This is a genomic window from Variovorax davisae (genome assembly GCF_030316845.1).
Classification (GTDB): domain Bacteria; phylum Pseudomonadota; class Gammaproteobacteria; order Burkholderiales; family Burkholderiaceae_C; genus Variovorax; species Variovorax davisae.
The window spans coordinates 1-15,934 of the sequence record NZ_JASZYS010000012.1; the positions used below are offsets into that span (position 1 = coordinate 1).

Below are 15,934 nucleotides of genomic sequence, written 5' to 3' on the forward strand. Positions count from 1 at the left end.
GTCGCCACCGAAGTAGACGCTGTTGACGTAGGTGAACAACGGCTTCAGGTCGATGAACGCCACCTTCTGCTCCGACTTCGAGACCACCACCGCCACGCCGCCCTTGGCGTAGCGGCCGTAGTTGCTGCCGCCGCTCAGGAAGCTCTGGCGGTTGCTCTGGCTCGTCAGCGGCGTCTGCCACGCGATGCCTCGGCCATTCACGTCCAGGGTGGCCCATTGGTTCAGGCCGGTGGTGACGGCGATCTCGGTCGGCGCCGCCATGCCCGGCAGGTCGACATAGCCCAGGATCTTCATGAAGGCGATGTCGCCGACGTTGAAGAGCCCGGGGTACGGTGCCGCCCATTCGTACCAGTAGTTGTAGATGTTCGCCGACGAGTAGGGGCTGCAGCCATTGCACAGGCCGGCCAGCGCGACCACCGCGACCTGGCCCTTGAGCGCGGTCGTGTCCCACACCGTCACCAGTGCGAACTCGTTGTCGTTGGTGATGGCGATGCTGGTCGGCACCTTGTTGGCGGGCAGCTTGGTCGTCGTCTTGTTGTTCGCCGTGTTGTTGCCGGAGGTGCCGATCACGCCGTTCTGGTAGGCCACCAGCGACTGGTTGCAGAAGCCGGTCTGCCCTTCGCAGCGGCCGATCGCCACCGGGTCGCCGCTGACGATGCCGGACTGCTTGTAGCTCGCGGCGTTCAGGCTGTCGATGTAGTTGGCCGTCGCGCCGCCCGTGGTCCAGCTGAGCTGCGGCGTCTGGGCGAAGGTGTTGTACTGGTAGCCGGTCACCTGCAGGTCGGTGACGCCCATGCGCTGCGCCGGGTTGTCGGCCACATAGGTCAGGTTGGCCGAGCTGGTCGAATAGAGGCCGGCGTCGGCCGTCAGCGGACCACCGATCTGCCAGGTACCGGCCAAGGTGCCGCGACCCGGCACATTCAGCGGATTGGCAGGATCGCGGGCGTACAGCGTCGGAATGCCGATGTTGCCGACCGCCGTTTCGCCGGCGGGGGGGCCGTAGCGGTAGGCGATGCCGGCGTCCTTGCTCATCTGAGCCGCCATGGCCCGGTAGGACGAGGCGATGACGTTCATCGACGAATCCACGACGTCGCCCGAGATGGGGGCGGGAGCCGGTGCGGGCGCGGGTGCGGGTGCCGGAGCGGGCGCCGGAGCCGGTGCCGGTGCGGGAGCCGGTGCAGCCGGAGCGGGCGCCGGAGCCGGTGCGGGCGCGGGGGTTCCCGCCGTCAGCGATTCGCAGACACGCGGCGCGGCCACGCCGGGCTCGCCGAAGATCTGGGCGCCGCAGTAGACCGCCGTGTTCGCGGGGGCGTAGGTGAAGGACCACGACGTGCCCTTGCCGAAGCGCACGAGCGTCGTGGTCGGCAGGGTGAAAACCTGACCCTCGTTCGCGACCTGCTTCGCGACTTGGCCTGCTGGCGCTGGCGCTGGTGCCGGCGCTGGTGCCGGCGCGGGCGCCGGGGCTGCTGGAGCCGGAGCCGGTGCAGGTGCGGGGGCTGGCGCGGGTGCCGGCGTGCCGGCCGCCGTCAGCGCTTCGCAGACACGCGGTGCCGCGACGCCGGGATTGCCGAAGATGGCGGCGCCGCAATAGACGGCCATGTTGGCGGGCGCATAGGTGGCGGCCCAGGACGAGTCCTTGCCGAAGCGGACCAGCGTGGTGGTCGGCAGCGTGAAGACTTCACCTTCGTTGGCGACGTGCGTCGCCACTTGGCCGGCGGGCGCAGGGTAGGTGACGACCGCGGTGACAGCGGCGAGAACCGTACCGTCCTTTTTGTCGGTCGATGCAGGCACCGCAGCGCTCGCGTCGGCGATCAGCGTGCCGGTTCCATCCACGGTGGAGGCAGACTCGACCTTGTCGACGCTGCCCGGCGCGGCGACACCCAGTCCGCCGCTGCTTCCCCCACCCCCACAACCTGCCAATGTCCCTGCTGCAATAAGAAGCAGAAGCGAACTTTTATCTAATGTTTTCAACAAAAAGACCTCGAGATTAAGACGAATACCGGTTTGTACGTGGGAAGGGTCCTACGCAGCAAGTATTCTTTCAATTCCTTTCGTTATGTGTTTAAACGACTTGAGCGTTGTTACAACCGTATTGGCTGGTGACGAATTCAGCGACAACTGCGTTCTATTTTCTGGAAAAGGCATGTAAGCGCAGGCAACATTCTGTCATTTGATTTCATCATGCGAGATTAATAGATTCGTATTCAGCCTACAGTGGAATTGGGCCTTTTTCCGCCGCCGTCAATGCAGGGGTGATGGACAGAATTCGCGGACGCGAGAAGCCCGTTGGAGGCACCCTCGCGCTCACCGTGAAAAGGAGGATCTGCAATGAGCAAGCAATGGATCGGCGGCGTGGTGGCAGCAGGCTGCCTGGTCGGTCTGATCGCGTGCACGGACCGGGGCGGAGATGCGACGCGCCGGCCGCCGGACGCCGTCGGCCAGGCCGAGAAGGCGGCGGCCGCCGCCGGCAACAAGGCAGCTGAAATGGCCGAACTGGCGCGTGACAAGACCCGTGCCTTCATCACCTCGCCCGAGGTCAGGCAGGATGCCGCGGCGGTCGGGAGTGCGCTCAAGAATGCCGGCAACGCGGCCGTGGCGACCGTCGACGACGCCGCCATCACCGCGTCGGTGACCCAGGCCCTGGCCAGGGATGCGGAGCTCAAGGCGAGCCGGATCGAGGTCCAGACCCGCGGTGGCGTCGTGCACCTGGCGGGTCAGGCGTCCAGCGCGGCCGCCAAGGCGCGCGCGGCTGAACTGGCGGGCGGCGTCCAGGGGGTGAGCGCCGTCGACAACGCGCTCGACGTCCGGGCGCTCTGACTCAATCCCAAGCCGGCGCCAGGCCCTCGGGACTGGTGAGCCGGCCGTTGCGGTCCAGTGCGGCGATCTTGGCCATCTCGGGCTCGCTCAGACGCAGTTCGCGCGCCAGCAGGTTGCTGGCCAGGTTGGCACGCCGGGTCGACGACGGGATCACGGCATAGCCCAGTTGCATGGCCCAGGCCAGCGTGACCTGGGCCGGGGTCGCCTGCCGCGCCGCGGCGATTTCGCCTATCACCGGGTCTTTCAGCACCGAGCCGTAGCCGAGCGTCATGTAGGACGTGGTGGGGATGCCCTGGCTGTGGGCGAACGCCACCACCTTGCGGTTCTGCAGGTAGGGATGCAATTCGATCTGGTGGGTGGCGATCTCGCCGGCGCCCACTGCCGCGATGGCTTGCCGCAGCAGTTCGATGTTGAAGTTCGAGACCCCGATCTGCGTCGCCAGGCCGCGCGCCTTGGCGTCGGCCAGTGCGCCCATGAACTCGGCCACCGCCACGGCACCGCCCGGCGACGGCCAGTGGATCAGCACCAGGTCCGCGTGGTCGGTGCGCAGCTTGGCGAGGCTGTCCTTCAGGCTCGGGACCAGCTTGTCGGCCGGGTAGTTGTCGGTCCAGATCTTGGTGGTCAGGAACAGCGCGTCGCGCGCCACTCCGCTGGCGGCGATGGCCTGTCCGACCTCGGCCTCGTTGCCGTAGATCTGGGCCGTGTCGACGGCGCGGTAGCCCAGTTCCAGGCCGGTCGCGACCGAATCGATGGCGGCCTGGCCCTGGAGGCGGAAGGTGCCGAGGCCGAAGGGAGGAAGGGTGTGGGTCATGATGTGGTCCTTGGTTGACGGAAATCGAGGGGTGGGGCCGGGCGGGCGCGGTCGAGCCGCCCGCTCCAGGCCGTGAGGGCCAGCGCGACCAGCACCACCAGCGCCCCGATCCAGCCCGTGTGGACCAGACCCAGGTGCGTGACCACCAGGCCACCGGCCCAGGCCGCGCCGGCGATCCCGAGGTTGAAGGCCGCGATGTTGAGGCCCGAGGCGACGTCGACCGCCTGCGGCGCGTGGCGTTCGGCCTGCTGCACCACGTAGACCTGCAGGCCGGGCACGTTGCCGAAGGCCACGGCGCCCCACAACAGCACGGTGGCGAGGGCCAGCCACTTGTGCGGCGCCGTGAATGTCAGCAACAGCAGCACCGCCGCCAACAGGGCGAAGATGATCTTGAGCGCCGGCACCGGGCCCAGCCGGTCGGCCAGCTTGCCGCCCCAGAGGTTGCCGGCGGCCACCGAGAGCCCGTACACCAGCATCACGCCGCCGACGGCACCGGGGCTGAAGCCCGATACCTCGGTGAGGATCGGTGCCAGGAAGGTGAAGGGAATGAACGAGCCGCCGTAGCCGATCGCGGTCTTGGCGTAGACCAGCAGCAGGCGCGGCTCGGCCAGCACCCGGAGTTGCTGCCCCAGCGAGGCGGGCGGCCGGTGGCGGATGTCGCTGGGCACGAACAGCGCGCTGCCGATGAAGGCGATCACGCCGAGCGCCGCGACGGCGAGAAAGGTCTCGCGCCAGCCGAAATGCTGGCCGATGAAGGTGCCCAGCGGCACGCCGGTGACCAGCGCCACCGTCAGGCCGGTGAACATGAGGGCGATCGCGCTGGCGGCCTTTTCCTTCGGCACCAGGCCGGTGGCGATGGTGGAGCCGATCGAGAAGAACACGCCGTGGGCGAGCCCGGTCAGGATGCGCGCGGCGATCAGCGTCTCGTAGCCCGGCGCCTTCCAGGCCAGCAGGTTGCCGAGCGTGAACAGTGCCATCAGGCCGAGCAGCAAGGCCTTGCGCGGCAGCTTGCCGGTCAGCGCGGTGAGCACCGGCGCGCCGATGGCGACGCCGAGCGCGTAGAGGCTGACCAGCAGGCCGGCGGAGGGCAGCCCGATCTGCAAATCGGCCGCGATGGTGGGGATCAGGCCGACGATCACGAATTCGGTCGTCCCGATGGCGAAGGCGCTGATCGTCAGCGCCAGCAAAGCAATGGGCATGAATGCACTCCTTGGAATCAGGGTGCGAGTGTGGCGGCCTGACCTTTGCAGAATAAGAGGGTCTGTAGCAGAATTTAATTGACTTGAAATCAATAATGAGAAGCCTGTGAAAACCACTGTCGAGGAGTTGCAAGCCCTGGTCGCGGTAGTCGATGGCGGTTCCATCACCGCGGCGGCCGAGCAGCTCGGCCAGACGGTGTCGGGCGTGAGCCGTGCGCTCGGGCGCCTCGAGCGCAAGCTGGCCACCACGCTGCTGCGCCGGACCACGCGCCGGCTCGAGCTCACCGAGGAGGGGCGTGCCTTCCTGGCGCGGGCGCGCGCGATCCTGGCGGCGATCGACGAGGCCGAGGAGCAGATGGCGGCGCGGCGCCAGCAGCCCGCCGGCCGGCTGCGCGTCAACGCGGCGTCGCCGTTCATGCTGCATGCCATCGTGCCGCTGGTGCCGGCGTTCCGGCGGGCCTATCCGCAGATCGAACTCGAGCTCGACAGCGACGAACTCAACATCGACCTGCTGGAGCGCCGCACCGACATCGCGATCCGCATCGGCGCGCTGCGCGATTCGACGCTGCACGCGCGCCCGCTCGCCACCAGCCGGCTGCGGGTGCTGGCGAGCCCGGCCTACCTCGCCGAGCAGGGCCGGCCGAAGAGCGTGGCGGGCCTCGCCCGCCACCAGCTGCTGGGCTTCACGCAGCCCGAGTCGCTCAACCGCTGGCCGCTGCGCGGGCCGCAGGGCGACGAATGGCCGATCACGCCGGCGCTCACGGCCTCGAGCGGCGAGACGCTGCGCCAGCTCGCGCTGGCCGGGGCGGGCATCGTCTGCCTGGCCGACTTCATGACCGCGGCCGATTGCGCCCGGGGCGACCTGGTGCAGCTGCTGGCGCGCGACACCGTCGAGGTGCGCCAGCCGATCAACGCGGTCTACTACCGCAACACGCAGCTGTCGGCCCGGATCACCTGCTTCCTCGACTTCGTGGGCGAGCGCCTGGGCGGCGGCGGGGTTCTGGAAAACCCTGTGTGAAAAAAAGACAAGCGTCTGAAAAAACAACAAGACGATTGTTCTCTATTCAGTCGAAACACTTGATTCTGCAGGGAAAATCCACGAAACAGGGGCCTCCCGGGCTTGGCATGAACTGTGCAAGTTCCAGCCATCGTTTTCAGGAGGCATCGCCATGGATCCACGCCACCCCGCCCACGCCGCCACGCCGGACCCGGTCCTCGACGCCGACATCGCCGTCCTTCGACTGTGCGACCGCACCACCAACCTGCTGCGGGTCAACGAGCTCAACACGGTCCGCGACCTGGTCCGGCTGCCGGCGCGCAAGCTGTTCGCGTTGTCGCGGCTGGGCCGCAATTCGCTGCGCGAGATCGTCGACAGCATCGACCGCCAGGGCCTGCGGCTCGCGGAATGAGCCGGCGGCCGGGCGGTCCCGGTTTCAGCGACCCTGGTTCAGGCGTTCGCGGCCCTGTTCGGTCAGGAACTTGCCGCCCTGCCGGTCGCAGCCGACCAGTCCGTTCGACAGCAGGCGCTCCGACACGCTGATCGCCTCGGTCGGCGAGCGCCGCGTATGGGCCTCGTGAAGGGCCAGCAGCGTGCGCCATTGTTCGTCATTGAGCTGAATCTTCTTGACCAAGTAAAACCTCCGTCGACGCGCGGGAGTGTGGCGCAATCGGCGGCCGCCTTCCTCCCCCCTCCAGACGAGGCGCGAAGCTGGTAAAACGGCAGCCGACCTCGCATGAATCCAGCTCATCACTCCCCCCCGTTGGCGCCCCGGCGCCCGATCCGTTTCGCGGCCACGCTGATCGTCCTGCGCGATGGGGCCGCCGGCCTCGAGGTGCTGATGCTGCGCCGTGCCGAGGAGGAGGGCGACCAGAACAGCGGCGCCAGCGTCTTTCCCGGTGGCGGTGTCGACCCCCAGGACCGCCTGCTGCATGCCTGCTGCGACGCGCCCGACGATGCCGCGGCGAGCCAGCGGCTGGCGTTGCCGGAGGGGGGACTCGATTTCTACGCCGCGGCGATCCGCGAATGCTTCGAAGAGGCCGGCCTGCTGTTCGCCAGCGGGGCCGACGGCCGCCCGGTTGCCCTCGACGCGCTGCCCGACGCCGAGCTCGCGGCGCTGCGGGCCACCACGGAAGAGGGCGCGGCCTCGCTGCGCGGGTTGTGTGCCGAGCGTGGCTGGCGGCTGGCGGCCGATCGGCTGGCCTATTTCGCCCATTGGCTGACGCCGCCCGGCATGCCGCGGCGTTTCGACACCCGCTTCTTCGTCGCGCTGGCGCCGCAGCGGCAGCAGGCCCGCCCCGACGGCCGGGAAACGGTGGAGCACTTCTGGCTGCGGCCGGCCGAGGCCCTCGATCCGGCCCGCGGCCTGCGGCTCATGAACGTGCAGCGCCGGGTGCTGCAGCAACTGGCGGCCTTCGACAGTGCCGAGGCTTGCATGGCGCACGCCCGCGGGTTGCCGCAGATCCCGCTGGTCATGCCGCGCCGCGCCCTGGCGGCGGACGGCTTGCGCGCCGTGAATCCCGACGAGCCCGCCTATGCCGAGATCGCCCGCATCGACCCGGAGGGCGAGGGCCACGGCCGCTGCGAACTGGACGATGGCCTGGTGATGTCGCTGTCGCCGCGGGTGCTGCGAGCGACGGTGCGCCGGGGCGGCCAGCTGGTCAATGGCTACCTGGTGGGTGGCGAGCGCAACGAGTGGGCGCTGATCGACGTCGACGGCGGCGACGAGCGGCACCGCGCCTTGCTGCTGTCGTCGGCGCCCGGGCCGGTGCGCTGGGTGCTCTCGGCGCACGGCATGCCGACAGCCCCGGGCGAGCGCATCGACCTCGGCGGCTGCCGGCTGCGCGTGCTGCGCCAGGGATGGCTGCTGGAAGAAGAGCGGATGCTGTTCGCCGCCGAGGCGCCATCGGCGCCGGGCCTGGCCGCCGGCGAGGTCGAGTGGCTGGCCTTGCGCAGCGGCTTCCTGCTGCGCGTCTGAGATGCTGGCGGGACGGACCAAGCCTCGCTAGAGGCTCTGGATCACCGCCATGATGTTGCCCTCGCTGTCCTTGAACCACGCGGCCCTGGCGCCGCCCTGGGTCACGATGCCGCTGGCGTCCTCGCCCGGCATGCCGTAGCGCTCGAAGACCACGCCGCGCGCCTTCAGCTCGGCGACCTCGCGCTCGATGTCGGCCACTTGCCAGAAGGCCTGGCTGGCCTGCGAAGTGCCGGCGTTGGGCGTCGGGTAGAGAAAGCAGCCGGTGCCGCCCGCGAACGCGTAGTGCACGCCGCCGGCGATCTCGGCCGCGGGCGTGAAGCCCAGCTGTTCTTCGTAGAAGCGGCGCGCCCGTGCCATGTCGCGGGCGGGAATGTAGGCGTACAAGGGGGATTGCTGCAGCATCGATGTCTCCTGGTCGGGAATCACGTGCAATGGCGCGGCGGACAGGAATCGAACCCGTAACCCCCAGCTTAGAAGGCTGGTGCTCTATCCGGTTGAGCTACCGCCGCGCAGAGAAACTGAAAAGCCGCGACCGGGCCTGCCGGGGCAGCGGGTGCGCGACCGCGATTCTACGGTGGCCGCGGGGCGCCGGAGTTGGCGGCGGCGAGGCGGCCGGGGATACTGGCGGGCGGCGCGAACCCGACCTGCAGGAGGCCTTCATGGACACACCCAGTTCCGACGCGAACTTCGCGGGCTCGATTCCCGAGCTCTACGACACCCAACTGGTGCCCCTGATCTTCGAACCCTATGCGCTCGACCTCGCGCGCCGGGCGGCGGCGCTGGCGCCGGGCCGGGTGCTGGAGACGGCGGCCGGCACGGGGGTCGTCACCCGCGCGCTGGCCAGGACGCTCCCGCCGCAGGTCGCGCTGGTGGCCACCGACCTGAACCCGCCGATGCTGGCGCGCGCGGCCGCCGTCGGCACCGCGCGGCCGGTGGTCTGGCAGCCGGCCGACGCGATGCAGCTGCCGTTCGCGGCGGGGGCGTTCGACCTGGTGGTGTGCCAGTTCGGCGTCATGTTCTTTCCCGACAAGCCGGCCGCCTTCGCCGAGGCGCGGCGGGTGCTTCGGCCCGGCGGCGCACTGTTGTTCAATGTTTGGGACCGGATCGAGGTCAACGAATTCGCGGACGTGGTCACCGCCGCGCTCGCTGCGCTCTATCCCGACGACCCCCCGCGTTTCATGGCACGCACGCCCCACGGCTATTTCGAACCCGAACGGATCGCGCGCGACCTGGCCGACGCGGGATTCGCGGCGGCACCGGTGATCGAGACCGTGACGGCCCGCAGCCGCGCCCCCTCGGCCCAGGCGGTGGCGCTGGCCTACTGCCAGGGGACGCCGCTGCGCAACGAGATCGAGGCGCGCGCGGCCGACGGGTTGGCCGCCGCCACCAGCGCCTGTGCCCGGGCCCTGGAAGCGCGCTTCGGCAGCGGCGCGGTCGACGGGCGGATCCAGGCCCAGGTGGTCATGGCAAGCAACTGAAGCAGGGCGCCGGACTGAACCTTCGCGCCCGCCTGGCAGTCGAAAGAGGGTCGCCGCGATCATGCGACGTCAGGAGGTTAGAGCCATGAAGCACGTCAAACACTGGCAGGATCCGCTGAACGCGGTGCTCGGTGTCTGGTTGATCCTGTCGCCCTGGGTGGTGGGCTTCCAGGACCAGGCCACGCCATCCATGAACGCGGTGGCCGTGGGCATCCTGCTGGGCGCCACCGCGCTGGGCGCCACCTTCGTTCCCCGCGCGTGGGAAGAATGGACCGAAGGCGCGTTGGGGCTGTGGATGGTCATCTCGCCGTGGGCGCTCGGCTTCGCCGCGATGCGCGAGCCCAAGATGGCGGCCGTGTGCACGGGGGTCGCGGTGGTCGTCCTGGCGCTCTGGGTGCTGGCGACCGACAAGGACTACATCCACAGAGGCAAGCCGGCGCACTGACGGCTGGCGCGTCCGCCGCGAAAAGCAAAACGCCTGCAAGAACCGGAGTCCTTGCAGGCGTTCACTTTTTGATGGTCGGGGCGAAAGGATTCGAACCTTCGACCCTCTGGTCCCAAACCAGATGCGCTACCAGGCTGCGCTACACCCCGACGAGCCTTCGATTCTAACCCGGGAATCGAAGGCTCGGCCGGGCAAACCGCCTCAGCGCCGCTGATACTGCTTGCTGCCAAACAGGATTTCGCGTTCCTTGTCGCCCGTGATCGGCTGCCGCAGGTCGGCCAGCACCTTGACGCCGCGCTGCACCGCGGGCCGCGCGGCGATGCCGTCGAACCACTTCTTCAAATGCGGGTAGTCGGCCAGCACGATGCCCTGGTTCTCCCAGCTGCGCAGCCACGGGAAGATCGCGATGTCGGCGATCGAATAGCTCTCGCCGGCGATGAACGGGTGGCTCGACAGCTGTTTGTCGATCACGCCGTAGAGCCGCTTGGCCTCGTTGCTGTAGCGCTCGATCGCATAGCCGATCTTCTCGGGCGCATAAAGGCGGAAATGATGGGCCTGGCCGAGCATCGGGCCGACGCCGCCCATCTGGAACATCAGCCACTGCAGCACCGCGTAGCGCTCGCGGTCGCCGGTCGGCAGGAACTTGCCGGTCTTGCCGGCCAGATAGACCAGGATCGCACCCGACTCGAACAGCGAAATCGGCTGGCCGTCGGGTCCGTGGGGGTCGGTGATGGCGGGGATCTTGTTGTTCGGGCTGATCTTCAGGAATGCGGGCTCGAACTGGTCGCCCTTGCCGATGTGGATCGGGTGCGCGCGGTAGGGCAGGCCGCACTCCTCCAGCATGATGTGGACCTTGTGGCCGTTGGGCGTGGGCCAGGAATAGACGTCGATGGGGGCTTGGGTCATGGTGCGTCGGGATGAAAAGCCGGCCAGCATAGCCCCGGCCGGGAATTCGTGCCGGCCGTCGCCCAGTTCGCCTACCCGACCTGGCTCCCGTGGGCATAGCACCACATCCAGTCCTCGTCCGGCTCCAGCGACGCGACCACGGCATGCCCGGTGGCGTGGAAATGGCGCGTCGCGTGCCGGTTCTTCGACGAATCGCAGCAGCCCACATGGCCGCAATGCACGCACAGCCGCAGGTGGACCCAGGTGTCGCCGAGCGCGAGGCATTCCTCGCAGCCGGCCGACGAAGGCGGCACGATCACGTTCGGCACGTGGGAGCAGGGGTAGACGGACATCGAGGGAACTCCTTGGTCGTCGGGCGCGTCAGGCCGCCGTCGCGGCTGCAGCAGCCAGATGCTGATGGATCAGGGCGACCACCGCGGCGCCTTCGCCGATGGCGCCGCCGACGCGCTTGACCGAGCCCGAGCGCACGTCGCCGACCGCGAACACGCCGGGCACGCTCGATTCGAGCGCCGCCGCGGTCTTGGCCGGAAAGCCGCCGCGCGCCACCTGGCCCGTGAGCACGAAGCCGTGCTTGTCGAGCGCCACTCCGCAGCCCTCGAGCCAGTCGGTCTCGGGCACGGCGCCGATGAAGAGGAAGATGTTGCGTGCCGGGCAGTCTTCCTGCAGGCCGCTGCGCCGGTCTCGCCAGGTGGCGCCGTTCAGGCCGCTGCCCGGCTCGCCGTGCAGCGCCACCAGCTCGGTGTGCGGGTGCAGCTCGATGTTGTCGCTGGCCTCGATGCGATCGATCAGGTAGCGCGACATGGTGGCGGCCAGCGAGGGTCCGCGCACCAGCACGTTGACCTTGGCCGCATGCTGCGACAGGAAGACCGCCGCCTGGCCGGCCGAGTTGCCGCCGCCGACCAGCGCGACCTCCTGCCGGGCGCAGAGCTTGGCCTCCAGCGCCGAGGCCCAGTACCAGATGCCCCGGCCCTCGAAATCGGCCAGCCGCGGCACCTCGGGCCGGCGGTAGCGCGCGCCGCTGGCGATCACCAGCGTCTTCGACCTCAGGCGCCGGCCGTCGGCCAGCAGCACCGAGACTTCGCCGCGCGTTTCGGCGGCGCTGCAGTCGAGCGATTCGACCTGGGCCGGGATCAGCATCTCGACGCCGAACTTCTGCGCCTGCACATAGGCGCGCCCGGCCAGCGCCCCGCCCGAGATGCCGGTCGGGAAGCCCAGGTAGTTCTCGATCCGGGCGCTGGCGCCGGCCTGGCCGCCGAAGAAGCGGCAGTCGACCACGATCACGCGCAGGCCTTCGGAGGCCGCGTAGACCGCGGTGGCGAGCCCCGCCGGGCCGGCGCCGACCACCAGCACGTCGAACAGGTCTTCGTGCTCGATGCTGTCGACCATGCCCAGGCAGCGGGCCAGCGCGTGCTCGGTCGGGTTCGGCATCACGCTGCCGTCGGGGCAGACGGCCAGCAGTTCGGCCTCGCCGTACTGCTCGAGCAGCGCCGCCGCATCGGCGTCCTGGGTGGCATCGACCACGTGGTACGGGTAGCCGTTGCGGCCCAGGAAGTTCTGCAGCCGCAGCACGCCGGCCGACTGCGGCGGCCCGATCAGCACCGGCCCGCTGGCGCCGGACTCGATCAGCGCCACCCGGCGCAGGATCATCGCCCGCACCAGCCGCTCACCCAGGTCGGCCTCGGCGATGATCAGCGCGCGCAACTGGTCCGGCGGCACCAGCAGGGTCTCGACGTCTTCCTCGGCGTGGCCGTCGACCAGGGCGGGACGCCCCGACAGCTGGGCGATCTCGGCCAGGAAATGCCCCGGGCCCTGGTGTTCGATCGGCACCACGTGGCCCAGGCCGTCGCGCTGCGTGATGGCGACCACGCCTTCGAGCACGACGAACATTCCGGGCCCGGGCTCGCCGGCGCGGAACAGGCAGTCGCCGCGCGCGAAGCGCCGCACGCTGCCGAAGCGCCGGATGCGCCCGATGTCCTGCGCGCTCAGGACCGGAAACATCTGGTGGCGGCGGGTCTCGACTTCAATTCTTGTTTCGGTGGCCATCGGCTCTCCATGGGAACGAATCTGCGGAATTAAACGCTGAAGCGGCCGGCAGCGCCCGCCGTCATCGAATTGCCTTCGAACGGACATGCTTGTTTCACCGCGGGTGCCGAGACTGCCTTCGCAGAAAGGGTCCCCATGAAAGAACTGCCCACGCCCACCTTCCCGTTTTCGCAGCTGGGCCTGCGCGGCGCCCTGTGGCCCGCGCCGGAACCGGCACGCCATGCCGATGCAATTGCCGTGCCGCGCGCCCGGCCAGCGGCCGCCGACAGCGCCGCTGGCATCAGCGTGAGCTGGGCCCGCCACCAGGACGAGGTCCGCGCCGCCCAGCGGCTGCGCTACACGGTGTTCGCCGGAGAGATGGGCGCGCGGCTGACGACGCCGGTCGCCGGGCATGACATCGACCTCTTCGACGACTTCTGCGAGCACCTGCTGGTGCGCGACGACGCCAGCGGCCAGGTGATCGGCACCTACCGGGTGCTGACGCCGGCCCAGGCCCGGCGCGTCGGCAGCACCTACAGCGACATCGAATTCGACCTGACCCGGCTGCGCGACCTGCGCGAGCGCATGGTCGAGCTGGGCCGCAGCTGCGTCCATGCCGAGCATCGCCAAGGCGGCGTGATCCTGGCGCTCTGGGGCGCCCTGGCGGGCTTCATGAGCCGCAACAAGCTGGACACCATGATCGGCTGCGCCAGCATCCCGATGTGGCATCACGGCGTGACCAGCGGCGATGCCGCGGCCAGCATCTGGCGCCAGCTCTCGGCCACCCACATGGCGCCGATCCAGTACCAGGTGCAGCCGCGCCTGCCGCTGCCGGTGCAGCGCCTCGACGGCGCACTCGATGTCGAGCCGCCGGCGCTCATCAAGGGCTACCTCCGGCTCGGCGCCAAGGTGCTCGGCCCGCCGGCCTGGGACCCGGATTTCAACACCGCCGACCTGCCGATGCTGATGCGCATCGACGACCTGCCGGCGCGCTACAAGCGCCACTTCCAGGGCCGCTGAGCGGCGCCCGGGCCGCGTGCAGCTGTCATGTGACGGTCACAAAACTGTCATGTTCGGCCTCGACACTGGCGGGCTGCGACCGCTTAGCATTTCTGCGGCGGTTGTTACAGAATCTCTCTTCATGTCGCCAGCCACTCACGACACCTCGCCCGCCAACGCCGAACCCGCCCTGACCCTGCTCGATCGGGACCACGCCATCCTGGCCTTCAACGAGCGCGTGCTCGACTGGGCCTACCGCCCCGAAGTGCCGTTGATCGAGCGACTGCGCTATCTGTGCATCGTTTCCTCGAACCTCGACGAGTTCTTCGAGGTCCGGGCCGCGCCGCACCTGGCGGCCGGCGTCGCCGGCGAGCAGAAGGGCAACTACACGGTCGAGAGCTTCGAGCGGCTGGCCGCGGCGGCGCACTCGCTGGTGGGGCGCCAGTACGGGCTCTACAACGAGGCCCTGATCCCGGCCTTCGCGGCCCAGGGCATCCACATCATCTCCCACGGCGAGCGCAATCCGGCCCAGCGCAAATGGGTGCACGAGTACTTCGAGCGCGAGGTGCGCCCGCTGCTGATCCCGGTCGGGCTCGATCCGGCCCATCCGTTCCCGCAGGTCGCCAACAAGTCGCTCAATTTCATCGTCCGGCTGGGCGGCAAGGACGCCTTCGGCCGCGAGAACCCGATCGCCATCCTCAAGGTGCCGCGCGTGCTGCCGCGGGTGATCCGCATGCCGGCCAAGCTGTCGGGCGGCAAGACGCTCTTCATCGCGTTGTCGAGCGTGGTGCGGGCCCACCTGTCGAGCATGTTCCCGGGCCGGGAGGTCGGCGAGTTCTCGCAGTTCCGCGTCACCCGGCATTCCGATCTGGCGGTCGACGAAGAGGACGTGCGCAACCTGCGCACCGCGCTGCGCCAGGGGCTGCAGCATCGCCACTACGGCCAGGCCGTGCGGCTGGAGGTCTCGTCCAGCTGCGCCGAGGCGCTGGCCAGCTTCCTGCTGGCGCAGTTCAACCTGCCGCCGCCCGCGCTCTACCGTGTCCACGGGCCGGTGAACCTGGCGCGCCTGACCCAGCTGATCGACCTGCTCGACGAACCGCAGCTGCGCTTCCAACCGTACCAGGCGTCCTACCCGATCACGCTGTCGCCGGGCCAGTCCTTCTTCGACCGGCTGCAGCGCAGCGACGTGCTGATCCACCAGCCCTTCGAGAGTTTCGGCGGCGTGCTGGCCTTCCTGCGCGAAGCGGTGCAAGACCCGCAGGTGCTGGCGATCAAGCAGACCATCTACCGCACCGGCACCGACTCCGAGCTGATGGACCTGCTGCGCGAGGCCGTTCGCCGCGGCAAGGAGGTGACGGTGGTGGTCGAGCTCAAGGCGCGCTTCGACGAAGAGGCCAACATCAACTGGGCCGAGATGCTCGAGTCGATCGGGGCCCAGGTGGTCTACGGCGTGGTCGGGCTCAAGACCCACGCCAAGATGCTGCTGGTGACGCGCCGCGAAGGCAAGAAGATGCAGCGCTACGGCCATCTGTCGACCGGCAACTACAACCCGCGCACCGCCGCGCTCTACACCGACATCAGCCACCTCACGGCCGACCCGCTGCTGACCGCCGACATGGAGGCGGTGTTCGTGCACATGGCCAGCCAGAGCCGGCTGCCGAAGCTCCACCGGATGTGGCTGGCGCCCTTCGACCTGCATCGCAACCTGATCGCCCGCATCGACGCGCTCGGCACGGCGGCCGCGGCCGGCGAAGCCACCCGCATCGTCGCCAAGATGAACGCCTTGACCGACGAGGCGCTGATCGCCGCCCTGGTCCGCGCGGGCCAGAAAGGCGCCAAGATCGACCTCATCGTGCGCGGCGCCTGCACCTTGCCGGCCCGGGTGCCGGGCCTGACCGACAACATCCGGGTGCGCTCGGTGATCGGCCGCTTCCTGGAGCATTCGCGGGTGTTCTATTTCCGCCAGGGCCAGGACGAGTCGCTCTACCTGTCGAGTGCCGACTGGATGAACCGCAACATGATGCGGCGCATCGAGCTGGCCTGGCCGGTGACCGATCCGGTGCTGCGCCAGCGGCTCATCGACGAGTGCCTGGTGGCCTACCTGCACGACGGCCGCGATGCCTGGGACCTGGGCGCCGACGGCGCCTACCACCGGGTCTACGAGGACACCCATCCGGGCGAGGAGGGCGCCTCGCGGGCCATCGAGGCCCATGGCGCCCAGACCGCGCTCATGAACCGCTACGCATCGCGCGGACGCAGTCGCGCCGCATCACGGGACTGAA

At 69.3% G+C, this 15,934-nt stretch carries 15 protein-coding genes, 2 tRNA genes and 1 pseudogene; 8 read left to right on the plus strand and 10 right to left on the minus strand.

Annotation, left to right across the window (positions count from 1 at the left end; all coding sequences use genetic code 11):
• A pseudogene (locus QTI33_RS24495) lies at positions 1–1,833 on the minus strand (hypothetical protein); the annotation flags it as partial.
• A gap of 495 nt (positions 1,834–2,328) precedes the next feature.
• Between QTI33_RS24495 and QTI33_RS24500 the strand changes: the two are divergent.
• Entirely contained in the window at positions 2,329–2,817 is a 489-nt protein-coding gene (locus QTI33_RS24500; protein ID WP_286508970.1) for a BON domain-containing protein, read from the plus strand.
• A gap of 1 nt (position 2,818) precedes the next feature.
• Here the strand turns inward: QTI33_RS24500 and dkgB are convergent, their stop codons facing one another.
• Complete coding sequence (gene dkgB, locus QTI33_RS24505; protein ID WP_286508971.1) at positions 2,819–3,628, minus strand: 2,5-didehydrogluconate reductase DkgB; 810 nt, start codon at positions 3,626–3,628, stop codon at positions 2,819–2,821.
• Entirely contained in the window at positions 3,625–4,827 is a 1,203-nt protein-coding gene (locus QTI33_RS24510; RefSeq protein WP_286508972.1) for an MFS transporter, read from the minus strand. The genes dkgB and QTI33_RS24510 overlap by 4 nt, the downstream gene beginning before the upstream one ends.
• A 106-nt stretch (positions 4,828–4,933) precedes the next feature.
• On the opposite strand from QTI33_RS24510, the gene QTI33_RS24515 reads away from it, so the two are divergent.
• Complete coding sequence (locus QTI33_RS24515) at positions 4,934–5,845, plus strand: LysR family transcriptional regulator (RefSeq protein WP_286508973.1); 912 nt, start codon at positions 4,934–4,936, stop codon at positions 5,843–5,845.
• 151 nt (positions 5,846–5,996) lie between these two features.
• Positions 5,997–6,236: a DNA-directed RNA polymerase subunit alpha C-terminal domain-containing protein gene (locus tag QTI33_RS24520; RefSeq protein ID WP_286508974.1), complete on the plus strand. Its 240-nt coding sequence runs from the start codon at positions 5,997–5,999 to the stop codon at positions 6,234–6,236.
• Between the two features lie 24 nt (positions 6,237–6,260).
• On the opposite strand, the gene QTI33_RS24525 is transcribed toward QTI33_RS24520, so the two are convergent.
• The gene (locus tag QTI33_RS24525) at positions 6,261–6,458 is read right to left on the minus strand and encodes a hypothetical protein (RefSeq protein ID WP_286508975.1); all 198 of its coding nucleotides are present in this window, start codon (positions 6,456–6,458) and stop codon (positions 6,261–6,263) included.
• A 129-nt stretch (positions 6,459–6,587) separates the two neighbouring features.
• Here QTI33_RS24525 and QTI33_RS24530 point away from each other — a divergent pair, with 129 nt between their 5' ends.
• The gene (locus QTI33_RS24530; RefSeq protein ID WP_286508976.1) at positions 6,588–7,802 is read left to right on the plus strand and encodes an NUDIX hydrolase; all 1,215 of its coding nucleotides are present in this window, start codon (positions 6,588–6,590) and stop codon (positions 7,800–7,802) included.
• A gap of 27 nt (positions 7,803–7,829) precedes the next feature.
• On the opposite strand, the gene QTI33_RS24535 is transcribed toward QTI33_RS24530, so the two are convergent.
• Complete coding sequence (locus QTI33_RS24535; protein ID WP_286508977.1) at positions 7,830–8,204, minus strand: VOC family protein; 375 nt, start codon at positions 8,202–8,204, stop codon at positions 7,830–7,832.
• A gap of 30 nt (positions 8,205–8,234) precedes the next feature.
• A tRNA-Arg gene (locus QTI33_RS24540) sits at positions 8,235–8,311 on the minus strand.
• Between the two features lie 150 nt (positions 8,312–8,461).
• Between QTI33_RS24540 and QTI33_RS24545 the strand changes: the two genes are divergently transcribed.
• A complete protein-coding gene (locus tag QTI33_RS24545; RefSeq protein ID WP_286508978.1) occupies positions 8,462–9,280 on the plus strand; it encodes a class I SAM-dependent methyltransferase in 819 nt (272 codons plus the stop codon).
• A gap of 85 nt (positions 9,281–9,365) precedes the next feature.
• Entirely contained in the window at positions 9,366–9,725 is a 360-nt protein-coding gene (locus QTI33_RS24550; protein ID WP_286508979.1) for an SPW repeat protein, read from the plus strand.
• A gap of 72 nt (positions 9,726–9,797) precedes the next feature.
• On the opposite strand, the gene QTI33_RS24555 is transcribed toward QTI33_RS24550, so the two are convergent.
• The 4 genes from QTI33_RS24555 to QTI33_RS24570 form a co-directional block, all read right to left on the minus strand.
• A tRNA-Pro gene (locus QTI33_RS24555) sits at positions 9,798–9,874 on the minus strand.
• 52 nt (positions 9,875–9,926) lie between these two features.
• The gene (locus tag QTI33_RS24560; protein WP_286508980.1) at positions 9,927–10,631 is read right to left on the minus strand and encodes a glutathione binding-like protein; all 705 of its coding nucleotides are present in this window, start codon (positions 10,629–10,631) and stop codon (positions 9,927–9,929) included.
• Between the two features lie 71 nt (positions 10,632–10,702).
• A complete protein-coding gene (locus QTI33_RS24565) occupies positions 10,703–10,963 on the minus strand; it encodes a UBP-type zinc finger domain-containing protein (RefSeq protein WP_286508981.1) in 261 nt (86 codons plus the stop codon).
• Between the two features lie 28 nt (positions 10,964–10,991).
• Positions 10,992–12,674, minus strand: coding sequence for an FAD-dependent oxidoreductase (locus QTI33_RS24570; RefSeq protein ID WP_286508982.1), 1,683 nt, complete (start codon positions 12,672–12,674; stop codon positions 10,992–10,994).
• A gap of 135 nt (positions 12,675–12,809) precedes the next feature.
• On the opposite strand from QTI33_RS24570, the gene QTI33_RS24575 reads away from it, so the two are divergent.
• Together QTI33_RS24575 and ppk1 are read left to right on the plus strand one after the other, a co-directional pair.
• Positions 12,810–13,673 (plus strand): GNAT family N-acetyltransferase, encoded by an 864-nt coding sequence (locus QTI33_RS24575; protein WP_286508983.1) that lies wholly within the window; start codon positions 12,810–12,812, stop codon positions 13,671–13,673.
• 121 nt (positions 13,674–13,794) lie between these two features.
• On the plus strand, positions 13,795–15,933 hold the full coding sequence (ppk1, locus tag QTI33_RS24580; protein ID WP_286508984.1) for a polyphosphate kinase 1: 2,139 nt from the start codon (positions 13,795–13,797) through the stop codon (positions 15,931–15,933).
• The last annotated feature ends 1 nt before the right edge of the window (position 15,934 follow it).

What these genes read in the sequence shown, in the direction of transcription:
- QTI33_RS24500 (WP_286508970.1), top strand. Translation starts at nt 2,329, where the DNA reads ATGAGCAAGCAATGGATCGGCGGCGTGGTGGCAGCAGGCTGCCTGGTC.
- dkgB (WP_286508971.1), bottom strand. Translation starts at nt 3,628, where the DNA reads ATGACCCACACCCTTCCTCCCTTCGGCCTCGGCACCTTCCGCCTCCAG.
- QTI33_RS24510 (WP_286508972.1), bottom strand. Translation starts at nt 4,827, where the DNA reads ATGCCCATTGCTTTGCTGGCGCTGACGATCAGCGCCTTCGCCATCGGG.
- QTI33_RS24520 (WP_286508974.1), top strand. Translation starts at nt 5,997, where the DNA reads ATGGATCCACGCCACCCCGCCCACGCCGCCACGCCGGACCCGGTCCTC.
- QTI33_RS24535 (WP_286508977.1), bottom strand. Translation starts at nt 8,204, where the DNA reads ATGCTGCAGCAATCCCCCTTGTACGCCTACATTCCCGCCCGCGACATG.
- QTI33_RS24545 (WP_286508978.1), top strand. Translation starts at nt 8,462, where the DNA reads ATGGACACACCCAGTTCCGACGCGAACTTCGCGGGCTCGATTCCCGAG.
- QTI33_RS24550 (WP_286508979.1), top strand. Translation starts at nt 9,366, where the DNA reads ATGAAGCACGTCAAACACTGGCAGGATCCGCTGAACGCGGTGCTCGGT.
- QTI33_RS24560 (WP_286508980.1), bottom strand. Translation starts at nt 10,631, where the DNA reads ATGACCCAAGCCCCCATCGACGTCTATTCCTGGCCCACGCCCAACGGC.
- QTI33_RS24565 (WP_286508981.1), bottom strand. Translation starts at nt 10,963, where the DNA reads ATGTCCGTCTACCCCTGCTCCCACGTGCCGAACGTGATCGTGCCGCCT.
- QTI33_RS24570 (WP_286508982.1), bottom strand. Translation starts at nt 12,674, where the DNA reads ATGGCCACCGAAACAAGAATTGAAGTCGAGACCCGCCGCCACCAGATG.
- QTI33_RS24575 (WP_286508983.1), top strand. Translation starts at nt 12,810, where the DNA reads ATGAAAGAACTGCCCACGCCCACCTTCCCGTTTTCGCAGCTGGGCCTG.
- ppk1 (WP_286508984.1), top strand. Translation starts at nt 13,795, where the DNA reads ATGTCGCCAGCCACTCACGACACCTCGCCCGCCAACGCCGAACCCGCC.